Origin of the sequence: Methylobacillus draconifructus (assembly GCF_045984355.1) — a bacterium.
GTDB classification, from domain to species: Bacteria; Pseudomonadota; Gammaproteobacteria; order Burkholderiales; family Methylophilaceae; genus Methylobacillus; species Methylobacillus flagellatus_A.
In genome coordinates, this window is record NZ_JBJQII010000002.1 from 68,012 (window position 1) to 91,962 (window position 23,951).

Annotated in this window: 24 protein-coding genes; 1 reads left to right on the top strand and 23 read right to left on the bottom strand. The window is 58.6% G+C overall.

Going from position 1 to position 23,951, the window contains the following annotated elements; all coding sequences use genetic code 11:
- Positions 1–161: 161 nt before the first annotated feature.
- Positions 162–764, top strand: coding sequence for a peroxiredoxin (locus ACJSDX_RS04120; RefSeq protein ID WP_407993619.1), 603 nt, complete (start codon positions 162–164; stop codon positions 762–764).
- Positions 765–852: 88 nt separating this feature from the next.
- On the opposite strand, the gene ACJSDX_RS04125 is transcribed toward ACJSDX_RS04120, so the two are convergent.
- The 23 genes from ACJSDX_RS04125 to ACJSDX_RS04235 form a co-directional block, all read right to left on the bottom strand.
- Positions 853–1,074 carry a hypothetical protein gene (locus ACJSDX_RS04125; protein ID WP_309565510.1) on the bottom strand — a complete coding sequence of 74 codons (222 nt, stop codon included), beginning with the start codon at positions 1,072–1,074 and terminating at the stop codon, positions 853–855.
- A 40-nt stretch (positions 1,075–1,114) separates the two neighbouring features.
- Positions 1,115–1,405: a sll1863 family stress response protein gene (locus ACJSDX_RS04130; protein ID WP_309565511.1), complete on the bottom strand. Its 291-nt coding sequence runs from the start codon at positions 1,403–1,405 to the stop codon at positions 1,115–1,117.
- A 77-nt stretch (positions 1,406–1,482) separates the two neighbouring features.
- Positions 1,483–2,661: an O-succinylhomoserine sulfhydrylase gene (locus ACJSDX_RS04135; protein WP_407993620.1), complete on the bottom strand. Its 1,179-nt coding sequence runs from the start codon at positions 2,659–2,661 to the stop codon at positions 1,483–1,485.
- Between the two features lie 201 nt (positions 2,662–2,862).
- Positions 2,863–4,398: an amidophosphoribosyltransferase gene (gene purF, locus ACJSDX_RS04140; RefSeq protein WP_407993621.1), complete on the bottom strand. Its 1,536-nt coding sequence runs from the start codon at positions 4,396–4,398 to the stop codon at positions 2,863–2,865.
- Between the two features lie 63 nt (positions 4,399–4,461).
- On the bottom strand, positions 4,462–4,953 hold the full coding sequence (locus tag ACJSDX_RS04145) for a CvpA family protein (RefSeq protein WP_407993622.1): 492 nt from the start codon (positions 4,951–4,953) through the stop codon (positions 4,462–4,464).
- A gap of 2 nt (positions 4,954–4,955) precedes the next feature.
- The gene (locus tag ACJSDX_RS04150; RefSeq protein ID WP_407993623.1) at positions 4,956–5,636 is read right to left on the bottom strand and encodes an SPOR domain-containing protein; all 681 of its coding nucleotides are present in this window, start codon (positions 5,634–5,636) and stop codon (positions 4,956–4,958) included.
- 25 nt (positions 5,637–5,661) lie between these two features.
- Positions 5,662–6,963 (bottom strand): bifunctional tetrahydrofolate synthase/dihydrofolate synthase, encoded by a 1,302-nt coding sequence (gene folC / locus ACJSDX_RS04155; RefSeq protein WP_407993624.1) that lies wholly within the window; start codon positions 6,961–6,963, stop codon positions 5,662–5,664.
- Positions 6,964–6,978: 15 nt separating this feature from the next.
- Entirely contained in the window at positions 6,979–7,848 is an 870-nt protein-coding gene (accD, locus tag ACJSDX_RS04160) for an acetyl-CoA carboxylase, carboxyltransferase subunit beta (protein WP_407993625.1), read from the bottom strand.
- Positions 7,849–7,953: 105 nt separating this feature from the next.
- Complete coding sequence (trpA, locus tag ACJSDX_RS04165) at positions 7,954–8,760, bottom strand: tryptophan synthase subunit alpha (RefSeq protein WP_407993626.1); 807 nt, start codon at positions 8,758–8,760, stop codon at positions 7,954–7,956.
- A gap of 13 nt (positions 8,761–8,773) precedes the next feature.
- Positions 8,774–9,976, bottom strand: a complete 1,203-nt coding sequence (trpB, locus tag ACJSDX_RS04170) for a tryptophan synthase subunit beta (protein ID WP_407993627.1) — start codon at positions 9,974–9,976, stop codon at positions 8,774–8,776.
- Positions 9,963–10,586: a phosphoribosylanthranilate isomerase gene (locus ACJSDX_RS04175; protein WP_407994001.1), complete on the bottom strand. Its 624-nt coding sequence runs from the start codon at positions 10,584–10,586 to the stop codon at positions 9,963–9,965. The genes trpB and ACJSDX_RS04175 overlap by 14 nt, the downstream gene beginning before the upstream one ends.
- Positions 10,587–10,664: 78 nt before the next feature.
- Entirely contained in the window at positions 10,665–11,450 is a 786-nt protein-coding gene (gene truA / locus ACJSDX_RS04180) for a tRNA pseudouridine(38-40) synthase TruA (protein ID WP_407993628.1), read from the bottom strand.
- A gap of 129 nt (positions 11,451–11,579) precedes the next feature.
- Positions 11,580–14,711 carry a FimV/HubP family polar landmark protein gene (locus ACJSDX_RS04185; protein ID WP_407993629.1) on the bottom strand — a complete coding sequence of 1,044 codons (3,132 nt, stop codon included), beginning with the start codon at positions 14,709–14,711 and terminating at the stop codon, positions 11,580–11,582.
- A gap of 159 nt (positions 14,712–14,870) precedes the next feature.
- Entirely contained in the window at positions 14,871–15,983 is a 1,113-nt protein-coding gene (gene asd / locus ACJSDX_RS04190) for an aspartate-semialdehyde dehydrogenase (protein ID WP_407994002.1), read from the bottom strand.
- Between the two features lie 56 nt (positions 15,984–16,039).
- Positions 16,040–17,095, bottom strand: a complete 1,056-nt coding sequence (leuB, locus tag ACJSDX_RS04195) for a 3-isopropylmalate dehydrogenase (RefSeq protein WP_407993630.1) — start codon at positions 17,093–17,095, stop codon at positions 16,040–16,042.
- Between the two features lie 79 nt (positions 17,096–17,174).
- Positions 17,175–17,813, bottom strand: a complete 639-nt coding sequence (gene leuD, locus ACJSDX_RS04200; RefSeq protein ID WP_407993631.1) for a 3-isopropylmalate dehydratase small subunit — start codon at positions 17,811–17,813, stop codon at positions 17,175–17,177.
- Positions 17,814–17,834: 21 nt separating this feature from the next.
- Positions 17,835–17,963: an entericidin A/B family lipoprotein gene (locus ACJSDX_RS04205; protein ID WP_407993632.1), complete on the bottom strand. Its 129-nt coding sequence runs from the start codon at positions 17,961–17,963 to the stop codon at positions 17,835–17,837.
- An 8-nt stretch (positions 17,964–17,971) separates the two neighbouring features.
- A complete protein-coding gene (leuC, locus tag ACJSDX_RS04210) occupies positions 17,972–19,378 on the bottom strand; it encodes a 3-isopropylmalate dehydratase large subunit (protein ID WP_407993633.1) in 1,407 nt (468 codons plus the stop codon).
- A gap of 70 nt (positions 19,379–19,448) precedes the next feature.
- Positions 19,449–19,943, bottom strand: coding sequence for a YajQ family cyclic di-GMP-binding protein (locus ACJSDX_RS04215; RefSeq protein WP_407993634.1), 495 nt, complete (start codon positions 19,941–19,943; stop codon positions 19,449–19,451).
- Positions 19,944–20,038: 95 nt separating this feature from the next.
- Positions 20,039–20,350 (bottom strand): pyrimidine/purine nucleoside phosphorylase, encoded by a 312-nt coding sequence (gene ppnP / locus ACJSDX_RS04220; protein WP_407993635.1) that lies wholly within the window; start codon positions 20,348–20,350, stop codon positions 20,039–20,041.
- A 24-nt stretch (positions 20,351–20,374) separates the two neighbouring features.
- On the bottom strand, positions 20,375–21,598 hold the full coding sequence (locus ACJSDX_RS04225) for an argininosuccinate synthase (RefSeq protein WP_407993636.1): 1,224 nt from the start codon (positions 21,596–21,598) through the stop codon (positions 20,375–20,377).
- 41 nt (positions 21,599–21,639) lie between these two features.
- Entirely contained in the window at positions 21,640–22,560 is a 921-nt protein-coding gene (argF, locus tag ACJSDX_RS04230; RefSeq protein WP_407993637.1) for an ornithine carbamoyltransferase, read from the bottom strand.
- 19 nt (positions 22,561–22,579) lie between these two features.
- The gene (locus ACJSDX_RS04235; protein WP_407993638.1) at positions 22,580–23,758 is read right to left on the bottom strand and encodes an acetylornithine transaminase; all 1,179 of its coding nucleotides are present in this window, start codon (positions 23,756–23,758) and stop codon (positions 22,580–22,582) included.
- Positions 23,759–23,951: the final 193 nt, after the last annotated feature.

The window sequence follows — 23,951 nt, forward strand, 5'->3', positions numbered from 1 at the left end:
AGTCCTTGATCCTGCAGAGGATTTCAGGCTTGGCGCCGCCAGCAGGCTCAATCGCGACCTTGGCATCCATCCCGGCGATTGCAAAAATTAATTAGAAATTTACCCGGAGTTGCTTTAGGCTAACGCGTTTCGAACAACTTAACGATAAAAGGAGAAAGCATATGGCCGTTTTAGTTGGCAAACCAGCTCCCGATTTCACTGCAGCCGCAGTACTGGGTGACAATTCCATCAAGGAAGACTTCAACCTTTCCCAACACATCAAGGGCAAGCCTGCCGTTATCTTCTTTTACCCGCTGGACTTCACTTTCGTCTGCCCTTCCGAACTGATCGCCTTCGATCACCGCCTGGAAGATTTCAAGTCGCGCGGCGTCGAAGTCATTGGCGTTTCCATCGACTCCCACTTCAGCCACCTGGCCTGGAAGAACACGCCGGTGGACAAGGGCGGCATTGGCAAGGTCGGCTATCCATTGGTAGCGGACATCCGTCACGAGATCGCCAAGGCTTACGACGTCGAATCTGACGGCGGCGTCGCCTACCGCGGCTCCTTCCTCATCAACAAGGAAGGCGTTGTCGTGCACCAGGTGGTAAACGACCTGCCGTTGGGCCGCGACATTGATGAAATGTTGCGCATGGTGGATGCCCTGCAGTTCTTCGAAGAGCATGGCGAAGTCTGCCCAGCAGGCTGGAAGAAAGGCAAGGCCGGCATGAACGCTTCCCCTGAAGGCGTTGCCAAGTACCTGGCAGAAAACGCCTCCGCACTGTAAATTCAGCAGGACGGCGCAATAAAAAACGGGACTCGATGTCCCGTTTTTTATTGCCTACAGCATGAAGCAAACTACTTTTTGCCTGCGGCTATTTTTTGCGCGCACCCAAGGCTACGACTGCAATTCCTGCCACAATCGCGACGATGCCCAGCACTTCGGGAATCGCCACATCGTTCTCAACCTCGGCGGTTGCCTTCAACGGCCCGATCTGCGCCACCGTTTCCTCCGTGGTAAAGCTGAAACCCTTGTAAACCAACGCTGCAGCGCCTAATACGATCAGCAACACGCCAACAATTATCGATGTTTTCATCGCGGCCTCCTCGCCTGTGGTCAAGCATCTGGATTATGGTTTATTCGTTGAATTTCTTGCGTGCCTCGGCAATGGCATGCTTGATGGCTTCCCATGCCTCGTCGCTGCCCTTCTTAAGCTCCTTCCAGGCTTCTCCTGCCGAGGCCTGGATTTCGCCCAGCTTCACCTTGGCCTCTTCGCGCTTTTCCTTCAAGCTGGCAATCTGCTCATCGTATTTGACGCGCAGCTCAGCATCGGCCTTGCGCACCTTGGCTTCCAGCACGTCGATATCCGCACTCCACTCGTCGAGCTGTGCTTTCAGTTTTTCTACGTATTCATCTTTCAAGCTCATATTGTTCTCCTTCTGATCTGATCAAACGATTCATGCACTGTCATTATGACAGGCTTACGCTGCAATAGTGCCTGGTTTCAATCCTGGCTGCTGAGCCAGGCGAGGTCGGCCTTGAGGTCGTCGATATGTTCCAGGCCGACGGCAATGCGCACCAGGCCGTCGCCGACACCCGCCGCCGCCCTGGCTTCGGGGCTGACGCGGCTGTGGGTGGTCGTGGCCGGATGCGTAATCGTGCTTTTCGCGTCCCCGAGGTTCGCCGTGATCGAGATCATCTTGGTGGCGTCGATCAAGTGCCAGGCCGCAGGCTGGCCGCCCTTGACGTCGAACGACACGATGGCGCCGCCGCTCTTCTGTTGCTTCTGTGCCAGCTCGTATTGCGGATGGGACGGCAATCCAGGATAGTACACGCGTTCGACGCGCGGCTGCTGCTCCAGCCATTGTGCCAATGCCAAAGCATTGCGCGCATGGGCCTCCATGCGCACGTGCAAGGTCTCCAGCCCCTTGAGGAACACCCAGGCATTGAACGCGCTCATGGTGGGGCCAGCCGTGCGCAGGAAGCCGTAGACCGGCTCCAGCACATCCTTGCGGCCCAATACCGCGCCGCCCAGGCAGCGCCCCTGCCCGTCGATGTACTTGGTGGCGGAATGCACCACGATATCAGCACCAAGCTCCAGGGGCTTCTGCAATGCGGGCGTGCAAAAGCAATTATCCACGGCAAGCAACGCTCCGGCCTTGTGCGCAATTTCGGCCACCGCTGCGATATCGCAGATTTCGGTCAGCGGGTTGGAAGGCGTCTCCAGGAAGAACAGCTTGGTATTGGGCTTGACCGCCGCTTTCCATGCCTCCGGGTCGGAAAGCTGGACGAAGGTGGTTTCCAGCCCCCAGCGCTTGAGGATGTTGCTGAACAATTGCACCGATGTGCCGAAGATGCTGCGAGAGGCAATCACATGATCGCCAGCGGAACACACGCCCATGACGCACGCAAGGATGGCCGACATGCCGGAAGAAGTCGCCACGCAAAATTCCGCCCCTTCCAGCGCCGCCAGCTTGTTCTGGAACATGCTGACGGTGGGATTGGTGAAGCGCGAATAGATATTGCCCGGCTCCTGGCCGCCAAAGCGCGCGGCGGCCTGTGCGGCATTTTCGAATACGAAACTGGATGTCAGGAACATGGCCTCGGAGTTTTCCCCGAATGGCGTGTGCTCGCTACCTGCACGCACGCTCAATGTTTCTGCATGCCATTCATGCTGACTCATACATCTTACCTTCCCGCCCGCTACCGGGCTCAATGACAAAAAGGACGGGCATAAAAAAACCCGCTGTAGCGCCTGGGCTAAAACGGGTTTTTCAATATCAACTCGCTTTAGCAGTATTTATATTGCGCCCGCAAGCTGAGTGCTACTTCTCCTCAAATCGGCGCATGGGTTGATATTAGTCCCGCCAGGGCCCGTCGTCAACTATACCAGCTCCTCCTCTTCGGCCCCGACCAGGTTGAGGTCAAGCTGGGTGATCGAGTTGGCCGGGCGCTTCTGCGCGGCACCGTCGCCCCGCACCGTTTCCGCACGCGCCAGGTAGGCTTCGTCGATATCACCGGTGATGTACTTGCCGTCAAAACAGGAGCAATCGAATACCTCGATGTCGGGGTTGCTCTTCTGCACGGCGCTGATCAAGGCATCCAGGTCCTGGTAGATCAAGGCGTCTGCACCGATTTCCGCGCAGATTTCCTCATCCGTACGCCCGGTGGCCAACAGCTCGCTACGCGAAGGCATATCGATGCCATAGACGTTGGGATAACGCACCGGAGGCGCAGCAGAGGCGAAGAACACCTTGCTCGCCCCGGCATCACGCGCCATCTGCACGATCTGCTGGGAAGTGGTGCCCCGCACGATGGAGTCGTCCACCAACAGCACGTTCTTGCCTTGGAACTCCATGCCGATGGGGTTGAGCTTCTGGCGTACCGACTTCTTGCGCAAGGCCTGCCCGGGCATGATGAAGGTGCGGCCGATGTAGCGGTTCTTGATGAAGCCTTCGCGATAGGTCAGGTTGAGCTTGTTCGCCAGCTCCAGCGCGCTCGGGCGGCTGGTATCCGGAATCGGGATCACCACGTCGATCTTCAAGTGCTTCCACTCCCGTGCAATCTTGTCGGCTAGGCTTTCGCCCATATGCAAACGGGTCTGGTAGACGGAAACGTTGTCGATCACGGAGTCGGGGCGGGCCAGATAGACATATTCGAAAATGCAAGGAGATAGCTGCGGCGCCTCGGCACATTGGCGCGAGAAGAAATTGCCATCTAGGTCGATGAAAATCGCCTCTCCCGGCTCGACATCGCGCACCAGGGTGAAGCCTAGGACGTCCAGCGCCACACTTTCGGAAGCGACAATATACTCGATGCCCTGCTCGGATTCGTTCTTGCCGATGACCAGGGGGCGGATGCCATGCGGATCGCGGAATGCCAGCAAGCCAAAATTCGCGATCATGGCCACTACGGCATAAGCGCCGCGGCAGCGCTTGTGCACGCCGGCCACGGCCTCGAAAATCATGTCGGTATTGAGGACCGCGTTGTGCGATGAGGTCTCGATCTCGTGCGCAAGCACATTCAGCAGCACTTCGGAATCGGAATTGGTATTGATGTGACGCAAGTCCTGCCTGAACATCTCTTGCTTGAGCTGTGCGGAATTGGTCAGGTTGCCGTTATGACCCAGTACGATGCCGAACGGGGAGTTCACGTAGAAAGGCTGGGCTTCCGCTGCTGACGAGGAGCCGGCAGTGGGATAGCGCACATGGGCGATGCCCGCGTTGCCGATCAGGCTGCGCATATGCCGGGTCCGGAACACGTCCTGAACCAGGCCATTGTTTTTATGCATGAAGAAGGTATTGCCATCACAGGTAACAATCCCTGCAGCATCCTGACCCCGATGCTGCAAGACCAGCAGCCCATCGTAAAGCAGCTGGTTGACTGGGTTTTTACCGACTACACCGATAATTCCACACATGAGCAATATGCCTTAGATTAGAAACGAAAATCTGGAATAACTAGACAAGCCTTTGGCCTCAATCTAGTCGTATTTAATATGTTTTGCAATATCCTGCGGAAACCAGGGCAGGATGCCGATGACCATTGCCTCCAGCGGCGCGCTGAACATCGCGTTACGCCAACGCGGATCTTGCGGCAGCGAGGTCAGGCCACCCAACAGCACCAGCGTCAGGACGATCAGCAGCCCGCGGGCGAACCCGAAGAGGCCGCCCAGCCCCCTATCGAGAGCACTCAGACCTATGGTCTTGAATATTTGCGCAATCGCGATCGCCAGCAGGCTACACACCAATAATGTGGACAAAAACAAAATTAAAAAGGCCGCAAGGAATTTCAATTCTTCCGCAGGGATGGAATCGGGCAGCATCGTCGACACTTCCACGGTATAAAGCTTGGCTACCACGAATGCAATTGCCCATGCCGCCAGCGCCAGCACCTCGCGCACAAACCCACGCATCATGCTGAGCAGGACGGAAACGCCCATGATCACCAGCACTGCATAGTCAAAGCCGGTCATTGCTATTTATTGCTGATAACCATTCCGGACAAACCGGCCGCCTTGACCTTGCCCAACGCCTGCTCGGCAGCTTCACGGCTGGCGAACGGCCCGACGCGCAGACGGGTTTTGTCGCCGCTGGCAGTGGCGATGACTTCGGTATGCGACTTCAGGCCCTGGCCTGATAGCTTATCCTGCAAATTCTTGACGTTGATCGGGTCGGAAAATACGCCGATCTGCACTAAGAAGCTGCCTGTAGCGGCGGGCTTGGCATCGGCGGGCTTTTGCTTTGCTGGTTCAGCTTTTGGAGCTTCCGCCTTGGGAGTCTCGACTTTTGGAGCAACGGGCTTCGCTTCAGGCTTGGCAGCTTCCTTCTTTACGGGCTCTTGCTTGGGCGCAGGCTGAACGGGGGCTGCTTCAAAATCAGGTTCGGTATCCGGTGATTCCGGCACGGACAATACAGGTTCGGAGACGACCTCCTCTACAGGCTCTCCTTGGGGAGCCACCTTGGAGGTGAACTCAGGGCCGTCCTGGCTGGGAATGTTGATCGCGATTTCCTGCGGCAGGGTCTTGCTGCTGCGGTCATCCAGCACCATCGGCAGGATGGTGACCATCAGCAGCACCAATGCGATGGCTCCTACCAGGCGCCTGCGCGCACGTTTCTTGAACTGAAGTTCCTGATCACTCGACTGGTCAGATGCCATCAAAAATCCTACTATCCTTGTTGAGTCAGTGCGCCGCTATCTCTGCAGAACCGGATATGGCAAGCTCGCGCATGATATCGGCCACAGTGAAGAACGAACCAAAGACGATAATTCTATCATTTTCGCCTGCATCATTACAGGCTTGCCGGTAAGCAGTGCTCACATCGGCATGGATGGATACCGGGCTGGATGCCGCCTGGGCCAGCACGCATTCGCGCAGTTGCGCTGCGCCGGCCCCCCGGCCATGCGCCACCTTGGCGATATGCCAGGCATCGATATGGGGCGCGACTGCCCGCACCACTCCCGGAATATCCTTATCGGCCAGCATGGAAAACACCGCCAAGGTGCGTCCGGCAACTGGATGCTGTGCGAGATTAGAAGCCAGCGCCCAGGCGGCATGCGGATTATGGGCCACATCCAGGATCACTTGCGGCTGCTGGCGGCACAGTTGGAAGCGGCCGTTGAGGGCAACGCTCTGCAATCCTTGCCGCATGTGCTCCGGCGTCGCGGGCAATATTTCCCGCAAAGCATCGACGGCATTGACGACGCAAGCCGCGTTATTGAGCTGGAACTCGCCCGCCAAGGCCGGCAATGGCAACAGGTATTCATGGGTAGGCGAGCGGTAAAGCCAACCAGTCGCTTGCGGCTGGAAGCGGAACTCTCTGCCGATCAAAAGCAGATCGGCCCCTATCTCGGCCGCATGGGCCTGGAGCGACAACGGCGGACGGACATCGCCGCATATTGCCGGGATGCCGCTGCGGAACACCCCCGCCTTCTCCCGCCCTATGCACTCGCGGTCATTGCCGAGGAAATCCATATGGTCCAGGTCCACGCTGGTGACGATACTGCATACCGGCGAAAACACATTGACGGCATCCAGGCGGCCGCCCAGGCCGACCTCCAGTATCGCCACATCGACATTCGCTTTCACCATGCTCCAGACGGCAGCCAAGGTGCCGAATTCGAAATAGGTCAATGCGGTTTCATGGCGCGCCTGCTCTATCGCCTCAAAAGCCTCGACCAGCACGGCATCCTCAGCCTCGATCCCGCCGATGCGCACGCGCTCGTTATAGCGTACAAAATGCGGGGACGTGTAGCAGCCGACCTTGTAGCCGGCTGCCTGGTAAATGCTTTCCAGCATGGCGCAGGTCGAGCCTTTGCCATTGGTGCCCGCCACGATCACGATGGGGAATTGCGGATGCAGCCCCAGGCGCTGGCGGACCAGCTCGACGCGCTCCAGCCCCATCTCGATGGAGGCCGGGTGCAAAGCCTCAATGTAAGCAAGCCAGCCCGCTAAGTCACGAGTGGCAGGAAAGAAGGATGTCACAGGAGATTGAATAAGTTACGCCGCGCTTGCAGGAATACGCATAAAGCTGGTCATCAGGGTCGCCAATTTGTCGCGCATTTCACGCCTGTCGACAATCATGTCGATTGCGCCATGCTCCAATAGGAATTCGGAGCGCTGGAACCCTTCCGGCAGGGTCTCGCGGACAGTCTGTTCAATCACGCGCGGACCGGCAAAGCCGATCAACGCTTGCGGCTCGGCAATGATCACGTCGCCCAGCATGGCAAAACTTGCCGACACCCCGCCCATGGTAGGATCGGTCAATACCGAGATATAGGGCAGGCCGGCCTTGCTCAGCTTGGTCAGCGCAGCGCTGGTCTTGGCCATTTGCATCAGGGAGAACAAGCCCTCCTGCATACGCGCGCCGCCGCTGGCCGATACGCAAATGAACGGGATATTGTTGTCAATCGCCGCCTGCACGCCGCGCGCGAACCGCTCGCCCACCACCGAGCCCATGGAGCCGCCCATGAACTTGAACTCGAATGCGGCAGCCACCACCCCTACCGTCTTGATGCTGCCTTGCATCACGATCAGCGAATCGGTTTCATCTATCTCTGTCTGGGTAGCTTTCAAGCGGTCGACATAACGCTTGCTGTCCTTGAACTTGAGCGGATCGACCGGCTGCACTTCCACGCCGATTTCCGAGCGCCCCTCTTCATCGAGCAGGAAATTCAACCGCGTACGCGCAGAGATGCGGTTATGGTAGGAACACTTGGGGCAAACCTCGGCATTGCTTTCCAGATCAGTGCGATACAGCACTGATTCGCATGAAGGGCATTTGCTCCACAACCCCTCCGGCACGGTCTTGCGGCTATTGCCCGCCGGGCGGTTGATCTTTGGAGGCAGAAGTTTTTGCAACCAGCTCATGGTTTATCCTTTATTCAGAAATGAAGCGGCCAGCCATGATCGCCAGCCCTCTACTTTCAATTGCTTTCATTCGGTCAAGCAGGCGGGCCTGCTCGCCCTCATTGATTAACGCTTGGTATCGTCAATGGCAGCGCGCATGCTCTGCGTCAACTTCACCACATTGCTCAACAAATCATCTTCACTGGAATTTTCAATTTCCTGAATCATGCGGCTGCCGATCACCACGGCATCGGCCACTTCGGCCACCGCCTTTGCCGTGGCGGCATCACGCACGCCAAAGCCAACGCCGATGGGTAGGTCCGTCTGGCCGCGGATCGCCTTCACCTTCCCCCCGACTTCGACAATATCCAGATTCTTGGAGCCGGTGACGCCCTTGAGCGAGACATAATAAACAAAGCCTGCAGCCTGGTGCACGATCATGTCGACGCGGCTGCTTTCGGAGGTGGGCGACAACAGGAATATCGGGTCGAGCTGCTGTGTTTTCAGCAGCTCGACAAAATCCTGGCACTCCTCTGGCGGATAATCCACCGTCAGCACGCCATCCACACCCGCCGCATGGGCACGCTCGGCAAACTTGGCCTGCCCCATGGCCTCTATGGGATTGGCATACCCCATCAAGACGATCGGTGTCTTGTCATCGGTCTGGCGGAATTCACGCACCATCTCCAGCACATCCCCGAGGCCGACCTTGTGCGCCAAGGCGCGCTCGGTTGCACGCTGGATGACCGGGCCATCCGCCATGGGATCGGAAAATGGCACGCCCAGCTCGATGATGTCGGAACCCGACTGCACCAGGGCATGCATCAACGCCACGGTATGCTTGGGATGGGGATCGCCCGCAGTGATGTAGGGAATCAGGGCTTTCTTGCCTTGCGACTTGAGCGCCGCAAAAGTTGCTTGAATACGAGACATGTGAAAAACCAGCTTACAGGGTGATGCCAGCCAGGCTGGCTACGGTGTTGATATCCTTGTCGCCGCGTCCGGATAGGTTGACCAGCAATGCCTGATCAGGCGACATGGTCGCTGCGAGCTTCATCGCATAGGCCAGGGCATGGCTGGATTCCAGCGCAGGAATGATGCCTTCGGTACGGCACAAGGTATGGAACGCCTCCATGGCCTCGTCGTCCGTGATGGCGACATATTCGGCACGCTTGATGTCCTTGAGCCATGCATGCTCGGGGCCGACGCCAGGATAATCCAGCCCGGCCGAAACAGAATGCGTCTCGATGATCTGGCCGTTCTCATCCTGCATCAGGTAGGTACGGTTGCCGTGCAGCACGCCGGCAGGACTGTTGGCGGTCAAAGGCGCGGCATGCTTGCCGGTTTCGATGCCGTGACCGGCGGCTTCGACACCGATCAGGCGCACCCCTTCCACATCGATGTAGGGATAGAAAATACCCATGGCGTTGGAGCCGCCGCCGACACAGGCGATCACCGCATCCGGCTGGCGGCCGATCATTTCCTGCATCTGCTGCTTGGCTTCGATGCCGATCACCGCCTGGAAGTCGCGCACCATCATGGGATAAGGATGAGGGCCTGCCACCGTACCGATAATGTAGAACGTATCGGAAATATTGGTGACCCAATCCCGCATCGCTTCATTGAGCGCGTCCTTGAGGGTCTTGGAGCCGCTTTCCACCGGCACCACCGTGGCGCCCAGCAATTTCATGCGGAACACGTTCGGCGCCTGGCGCTTGACGTCCTCAGCGCCCATATACACCACGCATTCTAGGCCCAGACGGGCTGCAATCGTAGCAGTGGCCACGCCATGCTGCCCTGCGCCGGTCTCGGCAATCACGCGCGGCTTGCCCATGCGCTTGGCGAGCAACGCCTGGCCGATCGTGTTGTTCACCTTGTGAGCGCCGGTGTGGTTCAAGTCCTCGCGCTTGAGGTAAATCCTCGCGCCACCGGCCTTCTGCGTCAGGCGTTCGGCATAGTAAACCGGGCTGGGACGCCCGACAAAATGCTTGAGGTCATAGGCGAACTCGGCAAGGAACTCAGGATCATGCCGATAGCGCTCATACATGACGCGCAACTCTTCCAGCGCCTCGACCAACGTCTCGGCCACAAAAATACCGCCATAAGGGCCAAAATGGCCACGCTGATCCGGCATGTCATAAAGCTGCATTCTGTACTCCTTGCATGAACGCGGCAATCTTGCCCGCATCCTTGATTCCTTTGGTTTGTTCGACACCGCCACTGACATCCACCGCATAAGGCCGCACCTGGCGGATGGCCGCTGTCACGTTATCGGGGCTCAGTCCGCCCGCAAGCACGATGGGAACTGGCATTTGACGCGGGACCAGGTTCCAGTCAAACACCTGCCCTGTGCCGCCTGCCACGCCTGGCAAATAAGCATCCAGCAACAGCGCGTGGGCATCATGGTATTGAGTGGCGTATTGTAGCAAATTTGTATCGTTCCGGACGCGGACCGCCTTCATATAAGGCACGCTGTAAACCCGGCAAGCATCGGGAGTCTCATCGCCGTGAAACTGCAATAGATCAAGCCTGACTTTGGCGAGCACCGCTTCTATTTCTCTTGGCTCAGCATCAACGAACAATCCGACGATACTGACGAAAGGCGGCAGCGCAGCCGCGATTTCCTCAGCCCGCTGCAGATCGATACTCCTGGGGCTAGGCCGGTAAAACACCAGCCCGATGGCATCACAGCCATGCTCCACGGCAGCTAGCGCATCCTCGACGCGGGTGATCCCGCAAATTTTGACACGGGTTCTCAAACTCAAAAAAGCACCTGTCATTGAAAGGCGCTAGGGTACCTCAAAGCCGGCCCCCTGTCACAAAAATCCTGATTCATCTCAGGCAATGCCGAGCTGCAATTTGCGCTCAGTGCCAGGCAATCCCCAGCGGGCATCATAGCCCACTCCGGTCAGGTACAGCCCGTCGGGCGAAAAAGTGGGAGGGGAAAGCGTACGGTCCTGTGCTGCGAGCAACTCCGCCATGAACGCTGGAGGATATTTTCCTTTGCCGATATACACCAGCGCCCCCACCATGTTGCGCACCTGGTGGTGCAGGAAGGCATTGGCGCAAAAATCGAATACCAGGCTGCTGCCAAAGGCGTTGACCGAGGCACGGTGCATGGTCTTGACGGGCGACTTCGCCTGGCATTCCGCCGCACGGAACGCGCTGAAATCATGCTGCCCCTGCAAATAGGCCATGGCTTCCTGCATCGCCTGCAGGTCGAGCGGCTGATGAAACCACCCCGCCTTTCCCGCCATCACCGCTGGGGCCACTGGCTGGTTGATGAGCCAGTATTGGTAACTGCGCTGGTAGGCATCGAACCGGGCATGAAAACGCGCATCCACTTCATTCGCCCATAAAACGCGCACGCCTCTTGGCAGCCTGGTGTTCACGCCACGCACCCAGGCATTTTGCGGCCGCACAGCCACCGTATCGAAATGCACGACCTGGGACAGGGCGTGAACCCCGGTATCAGTACGCCCGGCAGCGGAGACCCGCACCTCGTGGCCGGCCAGCTGCGACAATGCAGACTCCAGGGCATCCTGCACGGCAAGCCCGTTGGGCTGGCTCTGCCAGCCACAAAAGCCGGCGCCGTCATACTCGATACCCAATGCCAGCCTCATACGCTTCCGCCCTGCTCAAGATACTCGTTCATCGCACTATTCTACCCTTGCCTGCCATGATCGTTAAAATCAACGTGGCCAATAAAAAAGCCGGGCAATGCCGGCTCTGCATTCAAGGCTAGCCCGCTCTCAAGCGAGGCTATCCAGGATAGACTGGGCTTTCTGCTTCTGCCTCGGGCCGCCCTCCTTCAGTATCTCCTCGAGCAATTCGCGTGCGCCTTCGTTGTCCCCCATGTCCATATAAGCAGTCACCAAATCCAGCTTGGTGTCCACATCGGCTGACTCTTCAACCTCGCCGTCTGGAGCAAGACTTTCTGCCTCTGTCGAATCACCTGCGACATCCAGGCTGATGCCGGAAAGATCGATATCCGCTGTGGTAGCCTGGGAAGGTTCGTCCTCCTCGATATCCAGATCGAAATCAGGCAATACGATCTCTTCCTTCTGGCTCGGCGCCGCTGTTGCGCTAACGCCGCTATTCAGCTCGTCACTATCCAGGTCTATCTCGGCAAAATCGAAGCTGGGAGCCGCATCATCCTGCGGCCCATCAACTTCAAGAGTCGACTCAGGAACATCCGGACCATTGCCCAGCAACTCAGACAAGTCGCCGCCCGCTTCTGTTTCGGCCTCTTTTGAGGCCGGCTCTTCAGCGAAACTGATTTCCGGCAGATCAAAATCGATATCTGGCAGACCATCGTCCTGCAAATCTTCGCCCTCTGCAGTGCTTTCGGCTGCAGGATTGGGAAGTTCGATTTCCGGCAATGCAATCTCAGGCAAGCCAAGGTCGACATCAGGAGTTTGCAACGGCGAATCTACCGGCTGCTGCTGGCTATCCGCATCATCCAACTCGGGAATGAAGAACTCAGGCACGGCATCGGCATCCGGTTCGGTTACCGCATCCTCATCCGTTTCATTGCCAGGCAACTCCGGCAAGTCAAAGTCCGGGATTGCGGCATCAAGTTCTGCGATATCCAGTTGCAAGCTGTTCTTTGCCGGCGGCTCCGGCAGGTCCAAGCTGAAGTCCATGCTGTTGCCCGCATGCTGTTCGGCGGCATCTGCATCCGCGTCCTTGGCGCTTTCCAGCGACGCGGCATCCAGATCGAAGTCAAGCGCCGGCAAATCACGCTCTTCCGCCTGACTATCGTCCGCCCCGGCAAAAGGCGCATCGTCAACGACAGAGTCTTGTGCGTCTTTTTCACCCAGCAGACTAGCGCCAGTTGCGACGGCAGCACCTGCAAGCGCAGCACTGGTGAATGCCGCCTGATGATCCTGTGCGGCTTGCTGTTCGGGCTTGCCGGCTTGAGGCGTCTCCTGAGCGGGCAATGATGCAGGCCGCTCAGCTATGTTGTCTTCCGAATACAAGGGATTGTCCGGCTCCAGCTTGCGCCCCATCGCGGCAACCTTGCTCCAGATGGGATCGGCCGCGCCCAGCGTGGTATAGATTTCGCCCGCGACAGTTTCGAATGCCGAGGTATCGTTACGCGCTGCATAAATTTCCAGCAATTTGAGATGCAACTCATGACGCTGGGGCTCCTTGACGATCGCATCCTTGAGGATTTCCTCTGCCTGGGCATCACGCCCATAGGCCATGTAGACTTCCGCCTCGGCGATAGGGTCGACGTCGTGCGTATCGATCATGCCCCCAGTATTCTGGGAGAAGTCGTTGAGGAAGGAGGTATCCCCTGTATTGACGGTGGCGCCGGTAGTGTTGCCGAACACGGTATTGGGCTTGAGCCCGCCGGCCGTCTGGATTCCCCTCTCGAAACTGTCCAGCTCGCGCTTGCGTTTGTTGCGCATGTATAGCCAGCCGCCGAGCAACAAGACGATGCCGCCGGCAGCCAGCGCAAGCGGCAATGGATCATCGCCGACCAGTTCATCAAACAAGCTGGGCTCTTCCGCCACTGCAGGAACTGGCGCAGGCGCCGGTTGAGGTTCCGGCTTCACAGGTTCCGCTTCGTCGCCTGCCGGTGCTGCATCAGTGGCTGGCTCCTGTGCGGAAGGCTCTGCCGCAGGTGCAGCGGTTTCAGGTTCAGGCTGGGGCTCTGGCGTTTCTACAGGAGGAGGTGCAAGAGTCTCCTCAGGCTTGGCGGGAGGCGCGTCGCCATTCTGCAGGTTAGCCAACGCCTGGTTCTTGATTGCCAGCAGCTTCTGCATGTCGGCGATTTGCTTCTCGAGCATCGCAGCACGCTCGGCCGCTTCCTTCAGGCTCTTGTCCTTGGCAGTAAGCTCTTCCTGAATGGCGTTCAATTGCGCCTGGCTGGCATTGTTGCTGGAAAGCCTGACCACGTCACGGGAAGCGTCTGCAGGCGGCGCAGCACGGTCAGTCGCTGGAGAGGAAATGCGTCCGGATGCAGACTGCTGCGCTCCGCCATCCGTTGAAGGCGCCGACTCGGCAGCCAAGTCAGCCAGGCGGTTGCGATATGCGTTCCAATCAGCGGTCTGTACCCTGACCTCCCGCGTTGCCTCGGCAGGTGTGAGTTGTTGCAGCTCGCTTGCGCTCGGCACGCGCAATATCTGCCCCACCTTCAGGCGGTTCATGTTCTTGCCGGCAAAGGCATCCTCGTTGGCGCGGTACAGGCCGACCAGCATCTGGTCAAGGCTGACTCCCTGCACCTGGTGCTCTCGCGCAATCGCGCTCAAGGTATCCCCGCTGGCGGTGGTATAGCTTTGCGATGCGGAGCTTTGTGCTGGGGCAACTGGCTCGGGAGCGGCTCTTGCCGGGGTTTGAGTCGGCGCCGGTGGGCGTTGGGTAGCTGTACTGGCGGGAGGAGGAGTCTGTGCTGGCGTAGCGGCAGGTGCGGGCATGGCAGGCGCCGCGCTCGGCGGCAGTTGCACGCCATTGTAGACCTGCGCCTGGTTGTTGTAGCCGGGCGGGTCGAGCAATACGGTGTATTCGCGCAGCAAGCGGCCGGTTGCCCAATCGACCTGAATCAGCATATCCAGGAAAGGGTCGCTGATGGCCTGCGACGACGTGAGCTTGAGTACCGGGGCGCCATCGGCACGCTTGCTCACATCGACCTTGATGGCATTGTGGATTGCGGTGCGCTCCACGCCCTGGACATTGTAGGCTTCCTGTGGTGCGATGCCGGCCGTCAACGTCGCCAGTTCATCCGGCGTAGTGGAGAGAAGTTCAATTTCAGCAGAAAGCGGCTCACCAAGTCCGGATGTCACGGTCAAGCGGCCCAGGCCTGCAGCCTCGCCCACCATTGGCGCAAACGCCAACAACATGGCAAGTGCGACCCCCTTTAGTTTGGACTTATGCACTATTCCACCCTTATCAACTTTTAAATAGCATTATTAAGCTAACATCAATTAGTTACCGTTTCAAGCTAATACATAACTTTACATTCTCAATGCCAGCCCAGGCAGCACAGGGCGGCTGCATCCCCCAGGATCAATATCGCAAGGGCGCGGACAACGCAATCAGGCTTCCACCAGAATGCGCAGCATGCGGCGCAACGGCTCTGCGGCGCCCCATAACAACTGGTCGCCCACGGTGAAGGCGGAGAGATAGTCGCCGCCCATGCCCATCTTGCGCAAGCGCCCAACCGGGGTCTGCAAGGTGCCGGTCACCGCTGCGGGGCTCAAGCGCTTCATGGTCGCATCGCGCTCGTTGGGCACGACTTCGGCCCATGGGTTGGCTTCTGCCAACATATCGGCTATCTCATCCAACGGCACATCTTGCTTCAACTTGATAGTCAAGGCCTGGGAGTGGCAGCGCATCGCGCCAATCCGCACGCATAATCCATCGATCACGATAGGATCGGCCTCGCGTCCCAGGATCTTGTTGGTTTCCGCCATGCCTTTCCATTCTTCCTTGCTTTGGCCGTTGCCCAAGTCCTTGTCTATCCAAGGGATCAGGCTACCGGCAAGCGGAACGCCGAAATGGTCGACCGGCAATTCAGCGCTGCGCAGGGTATCCGCCACCTTGCGGTCTATATCCAGAATGGCTGAGGATGGATCTTGCAACTCGGATGCGACACCGGCATGCACCACACCCATCTGCTTGATGAGTTCGCGCATGTTCTGCGCGCCAGCGCCGGAAGCAGCCTGGTAGGTCATGGCAGTCGCCCACTCGACCAGGTCGGCCTTGAACAGCCCATTCAAGGCCATCAGCATCAGGGAGACGGTACAGTTGCCGCCAATCCAATTGCGCCCGCCTGCCGACAATGCCTGCTTGATTACGTCCAGGTTGACGGGGTCCAGGATGACCACCGCATCCTTTTCCATGCGCAGCGTGGAGGCGGCATCGATCCAGTGGCCTTGCCAGCCTTCGGCGCGCAGCTTGGGGAAGATATCGCTGGTATAGTCGCCGCCCTGGCAGGAAACGATGATATCCATCGCCTTGAGTTCGGCAAGCGACTTCGCATCCTTGAGCGGAGGCGTATCGCGGCCGATCGCAGGGCCTGCGCCGCCAGTCTGCGAAGTAGTGAAGAATATGGGCTCGATATCCTTGAAGTCGCCTTCCGCCATCATGCGCTGCATGAGCACGGAACCCACCATGCCCCGCCAGCCGACAAACCCTACTTTGAACATCATCTCTTCCTGGTTAAATGGCCTTGCACAGGCCTATCGTTGCATCTAGCTTACGATTATAGCGCCGCTACAACCGCATCGCCCATTTCGCTGCACTTGACCTTGCTGGTGCCCTCGGTCCAGATATCCGCTGTGCGGTATCCCTGCTCCAGAGCCTTCTTCACCGCATTTTCCACACGGCTGGCATTGGCCTCGTCGTTGAAGGTGTAGCGCAGCATCATGGCTGCGGAAAGGATGGTCGCCAGCGGGTTGGCGATATCCTTGCCGGCAATGTCGGGAGCGGAACCGTGGCTAGGCTCGTACATGCCCTTGTTGTCCTGGTCCAGCGATGCGGAAGGCAGCATGCCGATGGAGCCTGTCAACATGGAAGCTTCGTCCGAGAGGATATCGCCGAAAATGTTACCGGTGACCATCACGTCGAACTGCTTGGGCGCGCGGATCAACTGCATCGCGGCATTATCGACATACATGTGGCTGAGCTCGACTTCGGGATATTCCTTCGCCACCTCGATCATCACCTGACGCCAGAGTTCGGTGGTTTCCAGCACATTGGCCTTGTCCACGGAACAGACTTTCTTGTTGCGTTTCTGCGCGATGCCGAACGCCACATGCGCGATGCGGCGGATTTCGGATTCGCTGTAGCGCATGGTGTTGACGCCTTCGCGCTCGCCGTTGTCCAGCGTGGAAATGCCGCGCGGCTGGCCGAAATAGATGTCGCCGGTCAGTTCGCGCACGATCATGATATCCAGGCCGGAAACCACTTCCGGCTTCAGTGTGGATGCCGAAGCCAACTCGGGATACAACAAGGCGGGACGCAGGTTGGCGAACAGGTTGAGTTCCTTGCGGATACGCAGCAGGCCGCGCTCGGGACGCTTGTCGCGCGGCAGGGTATCGTATTTCCAGTCGCCCACCGCGCCAAGCAGGACGGCATCGGCCTCCTTGGCGAGCTTGAGCGTCGCCTCGGGCAACGGGTCGCCGGCCGCTTCGTAACCTGCGCCGCCGATCGGCGCTTCCTGCAACTCCAGGTCGAGATCAAGCGCTTTCAGCACCTTGACGGCTTGCGCCACGATTTCAGGACCGATGCCGTCGCCCGGCAATACCGCAATCTTCATAAACGTGTTCCCAGATATTGAATTGATTTGAACAGGAGCAATCCATGCCGCGCCCTATGGCGGGCAGCATGGATCATGGTTAATTGAACAGCCAGGGCTGCGCGGCCTTGTGCTTGGCTTCAAACGCCTTGATGTCGGACACGTGCTGCAAGGTCAGGCCGATATCGTCGAGACCGTTCAATAGGCAATGCTTGCGGAACGGGTCTATCTCGAAAGCATAGCTTTTGCCGCCGGGCGTCTGCACGGTTTGCGTCTGCAGGTCGACCAACAAGTGATAACCCTCGTTGGGCTCGACTTCCTTGAACAGGCTATCGACGATTTTCGCATCGAGGACAATCGGCAGGATACCGTTCTTGAAGCAGTTGTTGAAGAAGATGTCGGCGAAGCTCGGGGCGATGATGGCGCGGAAGCCATAATCGAGCAGCGCCCACGGCGCATGCTCGCGGCTGGAGCCGCAGCCGAAATTCTCGCGCGTCAGCAGGACGCTGGCGCCCTGATAGCGCGGATAGTTGAGCGGGAAGTCAGGATTCAACGGCCGCTTGCTGTTGTCCATGCCCGGCTCGCCCTGGTCCAGATAGCGCCATTCATCGAAGGCGTTGGGGCCGAAGCCCGCGCGCTTGATCGACTTCAGGAATTGCTTGGGGATGATGGCGTCGGTATCGACATTGGCGCGATCCAAGGGGGCCACCAATCCATTCAACTGGGTAAATGCTTGCATATTGATCCAATAAACGATTCGTTACTTGGTTGATTTCTGTATGGCTTCGCCGGCCTTTTCGATGTCCTTGCCCATGCCGTTGATGGTATTGCATGCGGCCAGGGCCATCGCCAGCAATGCCATGGCCGCCATCATGAACACTTGTCGCATGGCCGGGTTCAATTCAGCAATTGGCGCACGTCGACGAAATGCCCGGTCACCGCCGCGGCAGCCGCCATTTCAGGACTGACGAGGTGGGTACGGCCGCCTGCGCCCTGACGTCCCTCGAAATTGCGGTTCGAGGTGGAGGCGCAACGCTCGCCCGGCTCCAGACGATCGGCATTCATCGCCAAACACATGGAGCAGCCGGGCTCACGCCATTCGAAACCGGCTTCCTTGAAAATCCTGTCCAGGCCTTCCTGCTCCGCCTGCGCCTTGACCAGGCCGGAACCCGGCACTACCATCGCCAGCTTGACGTTGGGTGCGACGTGCTTGCCCTTGGCCACAGCCGCGGCGGCGCGCAAGTCCTCGATGCGGGAATTGGTGCAGGAGCCGATGAACACCTTGTCGATCGGGATTTCCGAGATCGGGGTATTGGCCTGCAAGCCCATGTACTGCAAGGCGCGCTCCATGCCGCTGCGCTTGGTCGGGTCGTTTTCCTTAGTGGGGTCTGGCACGATGCCGTTGACCGCCGTCACCATTTCGGGAGAAGTGCCCCAGGTGACCTGCGGCTCGATTTCTTCAGCCTTGAGTTCTACCAGGGCATCGAACTTGGCGCCCTCGTCGCTATGCAAGGTGCGCCAATAGGCCACTGCGGCATCCCATTGCTCCGGCTTGGGCGCATAAGGACGGCCCTTGACGTAATCGATGGTGATGTCGTCCACGGCCACCATGCCGGCGCGCGCGCCCGCCTCGATCGCCATGTTGCACAATGTCATGCGCCCTTCCATGCTCAGGCCGCGAATCGCCGAGCCTGCGAACTCGATCGCATAGCCGGTGCCGCCCGCGGTGCCGATCTTGCCGATGATCGCCAATGCAATGTCCTTGGCGGTGACGCCGGGGCCAAGCTGGCCTTCCACGCGCACCTGCATGGCCTTGGATTTCTTCTGCACCAGGCACTGGGTCGCCATCACATGCTCGACTTCTGAAGTGCCGATGCCGTGCGCCAACGCGCCAAACGCGCCGTGGGTGCTGGTATGGGAGTCGCCGCAGACCACGGTCATGCCGGGCAAGGTCGCGCCCTGCTCCGGCCCCATGACATGCACGATGCCCTGGCGCGCATCGCCCATCCTGAACTCGGTCACGCCGAAATCGTTGCAGTTCTGGTCCAGCGTTTCCACCTGCAGGCGCGAGATCGGGTCGGCAATGCCCTGGCTGCGGTCGGTGGTCGGCACGTTGTGGTCAGGCACCGCCAGCACGGAACTGATGCGCCATAGCTTGCGGCCGGCCATCTTCAGGCCTTCGAACGCCTGGGGGCTGGTCACCTCATGCACCAGGTGGCGGTCGATATAGATCAACGCGGCACCGTTTTCCTCACGCACCACGTGGGAATCAAACAATTTGTCGTAAAGCGTTTTGGCTGACATACGATCTTTCTAATCCTGCTGATACAGTCCGTTTAACGTCACGAGACGGTTTATGGTTGAATCCGGCCGTTCAATCGCGGAAGTTGCCGAACTGCAACGGGAAATCCGTGATGGACTTCCTGACGAAGGCGATCGCCTCCTGCAACACATCGCGCTTGGCGCCGGTCACGCGTACCTCGTCGCCCTGGATGCTGGCTTGCACCTTGAGCCCGCTGTCCTTGAGCAGCTTAACGACTTTCTTCGCCAGCTCGGCATCGATGCCAGCCTTGATCTTGAGCACCTGCTTGACCTTGTTGCCGGAAATCTTCTGCACGTCCTGGTGATCCAGGCGCTTGGCGCTGTCTGCTTCCTTCTTTTCCATCGCGGGCAGCAGAATGGCCTTGATCTGGTCGAGCTGGAAATCCGAGTCGCCATGCAAGGTGATCAGGCTATCCTTTTCGTTCAGCTCGACACTCGCGCTGGTGCCCTTGAAGTCGTAGCGGTTGGTGATCTGGCGACCAGCAACATCCACCGCATTCTTCAATGCGACCATATCGACTTCAGAAGAAATATCAAATGAAGGCATCGTTATCCATCCTCATCCAAATTCAACGCTGCATGCCGGTAAGCCCGACGTGAGGCAGCGATTTAAATACTCAACAAATACCAGTGCTGCAACACTTATTCGAAATGACAGACATAATCCAGCGTTTCCGTCACTTCAATGTCGAAGCTGGAGTTGCCCGGCACAGTGAATTTCTCGCCCGCGCCATACGTCTTCCAATCGCTTTCGCCATTGAGGCGTACCTTGCAGGCGCCACTGTTGATTTCCATCAGCTCGGGAGAACCGGTATTGAAGGTCAGCGTGCCGGGGAAAATCACGCCCACGGTCGCCCGGGTGCCGTTTGGGAACAGCACGGTATGGCTGACGCACTTGCCGTCGAAATACACATTGGCTTTTTTCTTGACGCTCACATTGTCGAACTGGGCCACGACGCTTCTCCTAAAATTAGTTGGTTACTGCTTGTTGTTGCGCAGGTTGGCTGCGATGCGCATGCGCAAGGCATTCAGCTTGATGAAGCCGCCTGCATCGCGGTGGTCGTAGGCGCCTGCATCGTCCTCGAAGGTCGCGATGTTCGGATCGAACAGCGAATCGGTCTTGGAATCGCGGCCGGTCACGATCACGTTGCCCTTATACAGCTTGAGCTTGACCCAGCCATTGACGGTCTGCTGGGTATGGTCGATTAACGTTTGCAGAGCAACGCGCTCAGGACTCCACCAGTAGCCGTTGTAGATCATGCTCGCATAGCGCGGCATCAGGTCGTCCTTCAGGTGCGCCACTTCGCGGTCGAGGGTAATGGACTCGATCGCGCGGTGCGCCTTGAGCAGGATAGTGCCGCCCGGGGTTTCGTAACAGCCGCGCGACTTCATACCGACATAGCGGTTTTCCACCAGGTCAAGACGGCCGATGCCATGCTTGCCGCCAAGGCGGTTCAACTCTGCCAGCAGTTCGTGCGGCTTCAATGCCTTGCCATTCAATGAGATGGGGTCGCCGTTGCGATATTCAATCTCCAGGTATTCGGCTTCGTCCGGCGCGCTCTCGGGCGATACCGTCCAGCGCCACATATCTTCCTCGGCTTCCGCAGCCGGGTTTTCCAGGTGACGGCCTTCGTAGGAAATATGCAGCAGGTTGGCGTCCATGCTGTACGGACTGCCGCCCTGGCGGTGCTTCATCTCTACCGGGATGCCATGCTGCTCGGCATAGGCCAGCAGCTTTTCGCGGCTAAGCAAATCCCATTCGCGCCATGGCGCGATGACCTTGACGCCGGGCTTGAGCGCATAGGCGCCCAGCTCGAAACGCACCTGGTCGTTGCCCTTGCCGGTAGCGCCGTGAGAAATGGCATCGGCGCCGGTTTCATTGGCGATCTCGATCAAGCGCTTGGCAATCAACGGACGGGCGATGGAAGTGCCCAGCAGGTATTCACCTTCATACACGGTGTTGGCGCGGAACATTGGGAACACGAAGTCGCGCACGAACTCCTCGCGCAGGTCGTCGATATAGATTTCCTTGACGCCGAATTTCTTGGCCTTTTCGCGCGCAGGCTCCAGCTCTTCGCCCTGGCCGATATCCGCGGTAAAGGTCACCACCTCGCACTGGTAGGTGTCCTGCAGCCACTTCAGGATCACGGAGGTATCCAGGCCGCCGGAATAGGCCAGCACGACTTTCTTCACATCACTCATTTCGCTATTTCTTTCTCGATTAAATCCAGTTCAACCCAGGTTTACGCTTGCACCTTGCCCAACAGCAAATACTCCATCAAGGCCTTCTGCACGTGCAGCCGGTTCTCGGCCTCTTCCCACACCACGGACTGCGGGCCGTCGATCACGGCGGCCTCGACCTCTTCGCCGCGGTGCGCGGGCAGGCAGTGCATGAACAAGGCGTCCTTACCCGCGACACGCATCATGTCGGCATCTACCTGCCAGTCGTGGAAGTCGCGGCGGCGCTCTTCGTTCTCCGCCTCGAAGCCCATCGAAGTCCAAACATCGGTAGTGACGAGGTCAGCACCGCGCGCGGCCTCCATCGGGTCGGTGAATTCTTCGTAATGGTCGGTGCCATAGAGGTTGGCGCGTTCCGGCTCGACTTCATATCCCGGCGGCGTCGATACATGCACATTGAAATCCAACACTTCGGCCGCCTGCAGCCAGGTGTTGCAGACGTTGTTCGAATCGCCGATCCAGGCCACGGTCTTGCCCTTGATCGAGCCGCGATGCTCGATATAGGTGAAGATATCGGCCAGGATCTGGCAGGGATGGTATTCATTGGTCAGGCCGTTGATGACCGGCACGCGCGAATTCGCGGCAAAGCGTTCGATGATCTCCTGCTCGAAGGTACGGATCATGACGATGTCGCTCATGCGCGAGATGACTTGCGCCGCATCCTCTACCGGCTCGCCGCGCCCCAGTTGGGAATCGCGCGTGTTGAGGTAGATGGCGGAGCCGCCCAACTGCTGCATGCCGGCCTCGAACGACAGGCGCGTGCGCGTGCTGGCCTTCTCGAAAATCATCACCAGGGTACGATCGGTCAGCGGCCAGTATTGCTGGTAGGCCTTGAACTGCTCCTTGATCCAGCGCGTGCGGTCGAAAATATGCGCCAGCTCGTCCGCATTCAGGTCGTTGAACTGCAAGAAATGTTTGATTGCCATAACGTTTATATTCCCACGATCAAGCCAAAAACTTCTTGATTAAAGGTGCCAGGATATCCACCACTTGCTGCGCTTCCTGCTCGCTCATGACGAGCGGCGGCAACAGGCGGATCACTTTTTCTGCCGTCACATTGATCAGCAAGCCTGCTTCCAGCGCCTGCTTGACCAGTTCCGCACACGGGCGGTCCAGCTCTATGCCGATCATCAGGCCTGCATTGCGGATCACGCTCACGCCGACCACGTCTTGCAGGCTGGCAGCAAAAGCCTCGCGTATGTAATTGCCCAGTTGCTCGGCATGCGCGAGCAGGCCGTCGGACTCGATGATGTCCAGCGTCGCCAACGCAGCGCTGCAGGCCAGCGGGTTGCCGCCGAAAGTAGAGCCGTGCTTGCCATAGGTAAACACTTCCGCCGCCGGGCCATGTGCCAGACAGGCGCCGATGGGCACGCCCGAGCCCAGCCCCTTCGCCAGGGTCATGACGTCGGGCACTACATCGGTGTGCTGGAATGCAAACCAGGTGCCGGTACGCGCCACGCCGCTTTGCACTTCGTCCAGCATCAGCAGCCAGCCATGGGTATCGCAAATCTCGCGCAAGCCCTTGAAATACGCCGCCGAGTCACGCGGCACATTGATGCCGCCCTCGCCCTGGATAGGCTCGAGCAGGATGGCGACAACGTTCTTGTTGTGCCGCGCCACCTGGCGCACGGCATCGAGGTCATCGAACGGCACGCGGATGAAGCCGCTCACCAACGGCTCGAAACCGGCCTGGGTCTTGCGGTTGCCCGTGGCGGAAAGCGTTGCCAGGGTACGGCCATGGAATGCGCGCTCCATGACGATGATTTCAGGATTTTCTATGCCCTTGTTGTGCCCATAGAGTCGTGCAAGCTTGATGGCGGCCTCATTGGCCTCGCAACCGGAATTACAGACAAACACCTTGTCCATGCCGGAAACCTCGCATAACCTGTCCGCAAGCCTGGACTGCTCGGCAATGCCGTAGACATTCGAGACATGGATCAAGCGACCGGCCTGCTCGCTAATGGCGGCCACCAGGCGAGGATGCGCATGGCCCAGGCCATTGACCGCGATCCCGGCCAATGCGTCCAGGTAACGCTTGCCCTCGGTATCCCAGAGCCAGGCGCCTTCTCCCTTAGTGAAGGTGACAGGCTGACGGGCGTAGGTATTCATCAAATGTTCGGACATTGCAGTATCTAGCCTCTACGTTTGGATACAAGCTTAAGCTCAAAAACAAAAACGGCGGCACCAGCCGCCGTTTACAGCATCATGCGGCACCCTCAGCGGTCGAGCGCGCGCTTTTTCAGCAGTCGGATGGCTGCCAGCAGAGCAATACCAGTTGCTACCTTGCGCACTACAGTCTTCATGAGGTCACCGTCGA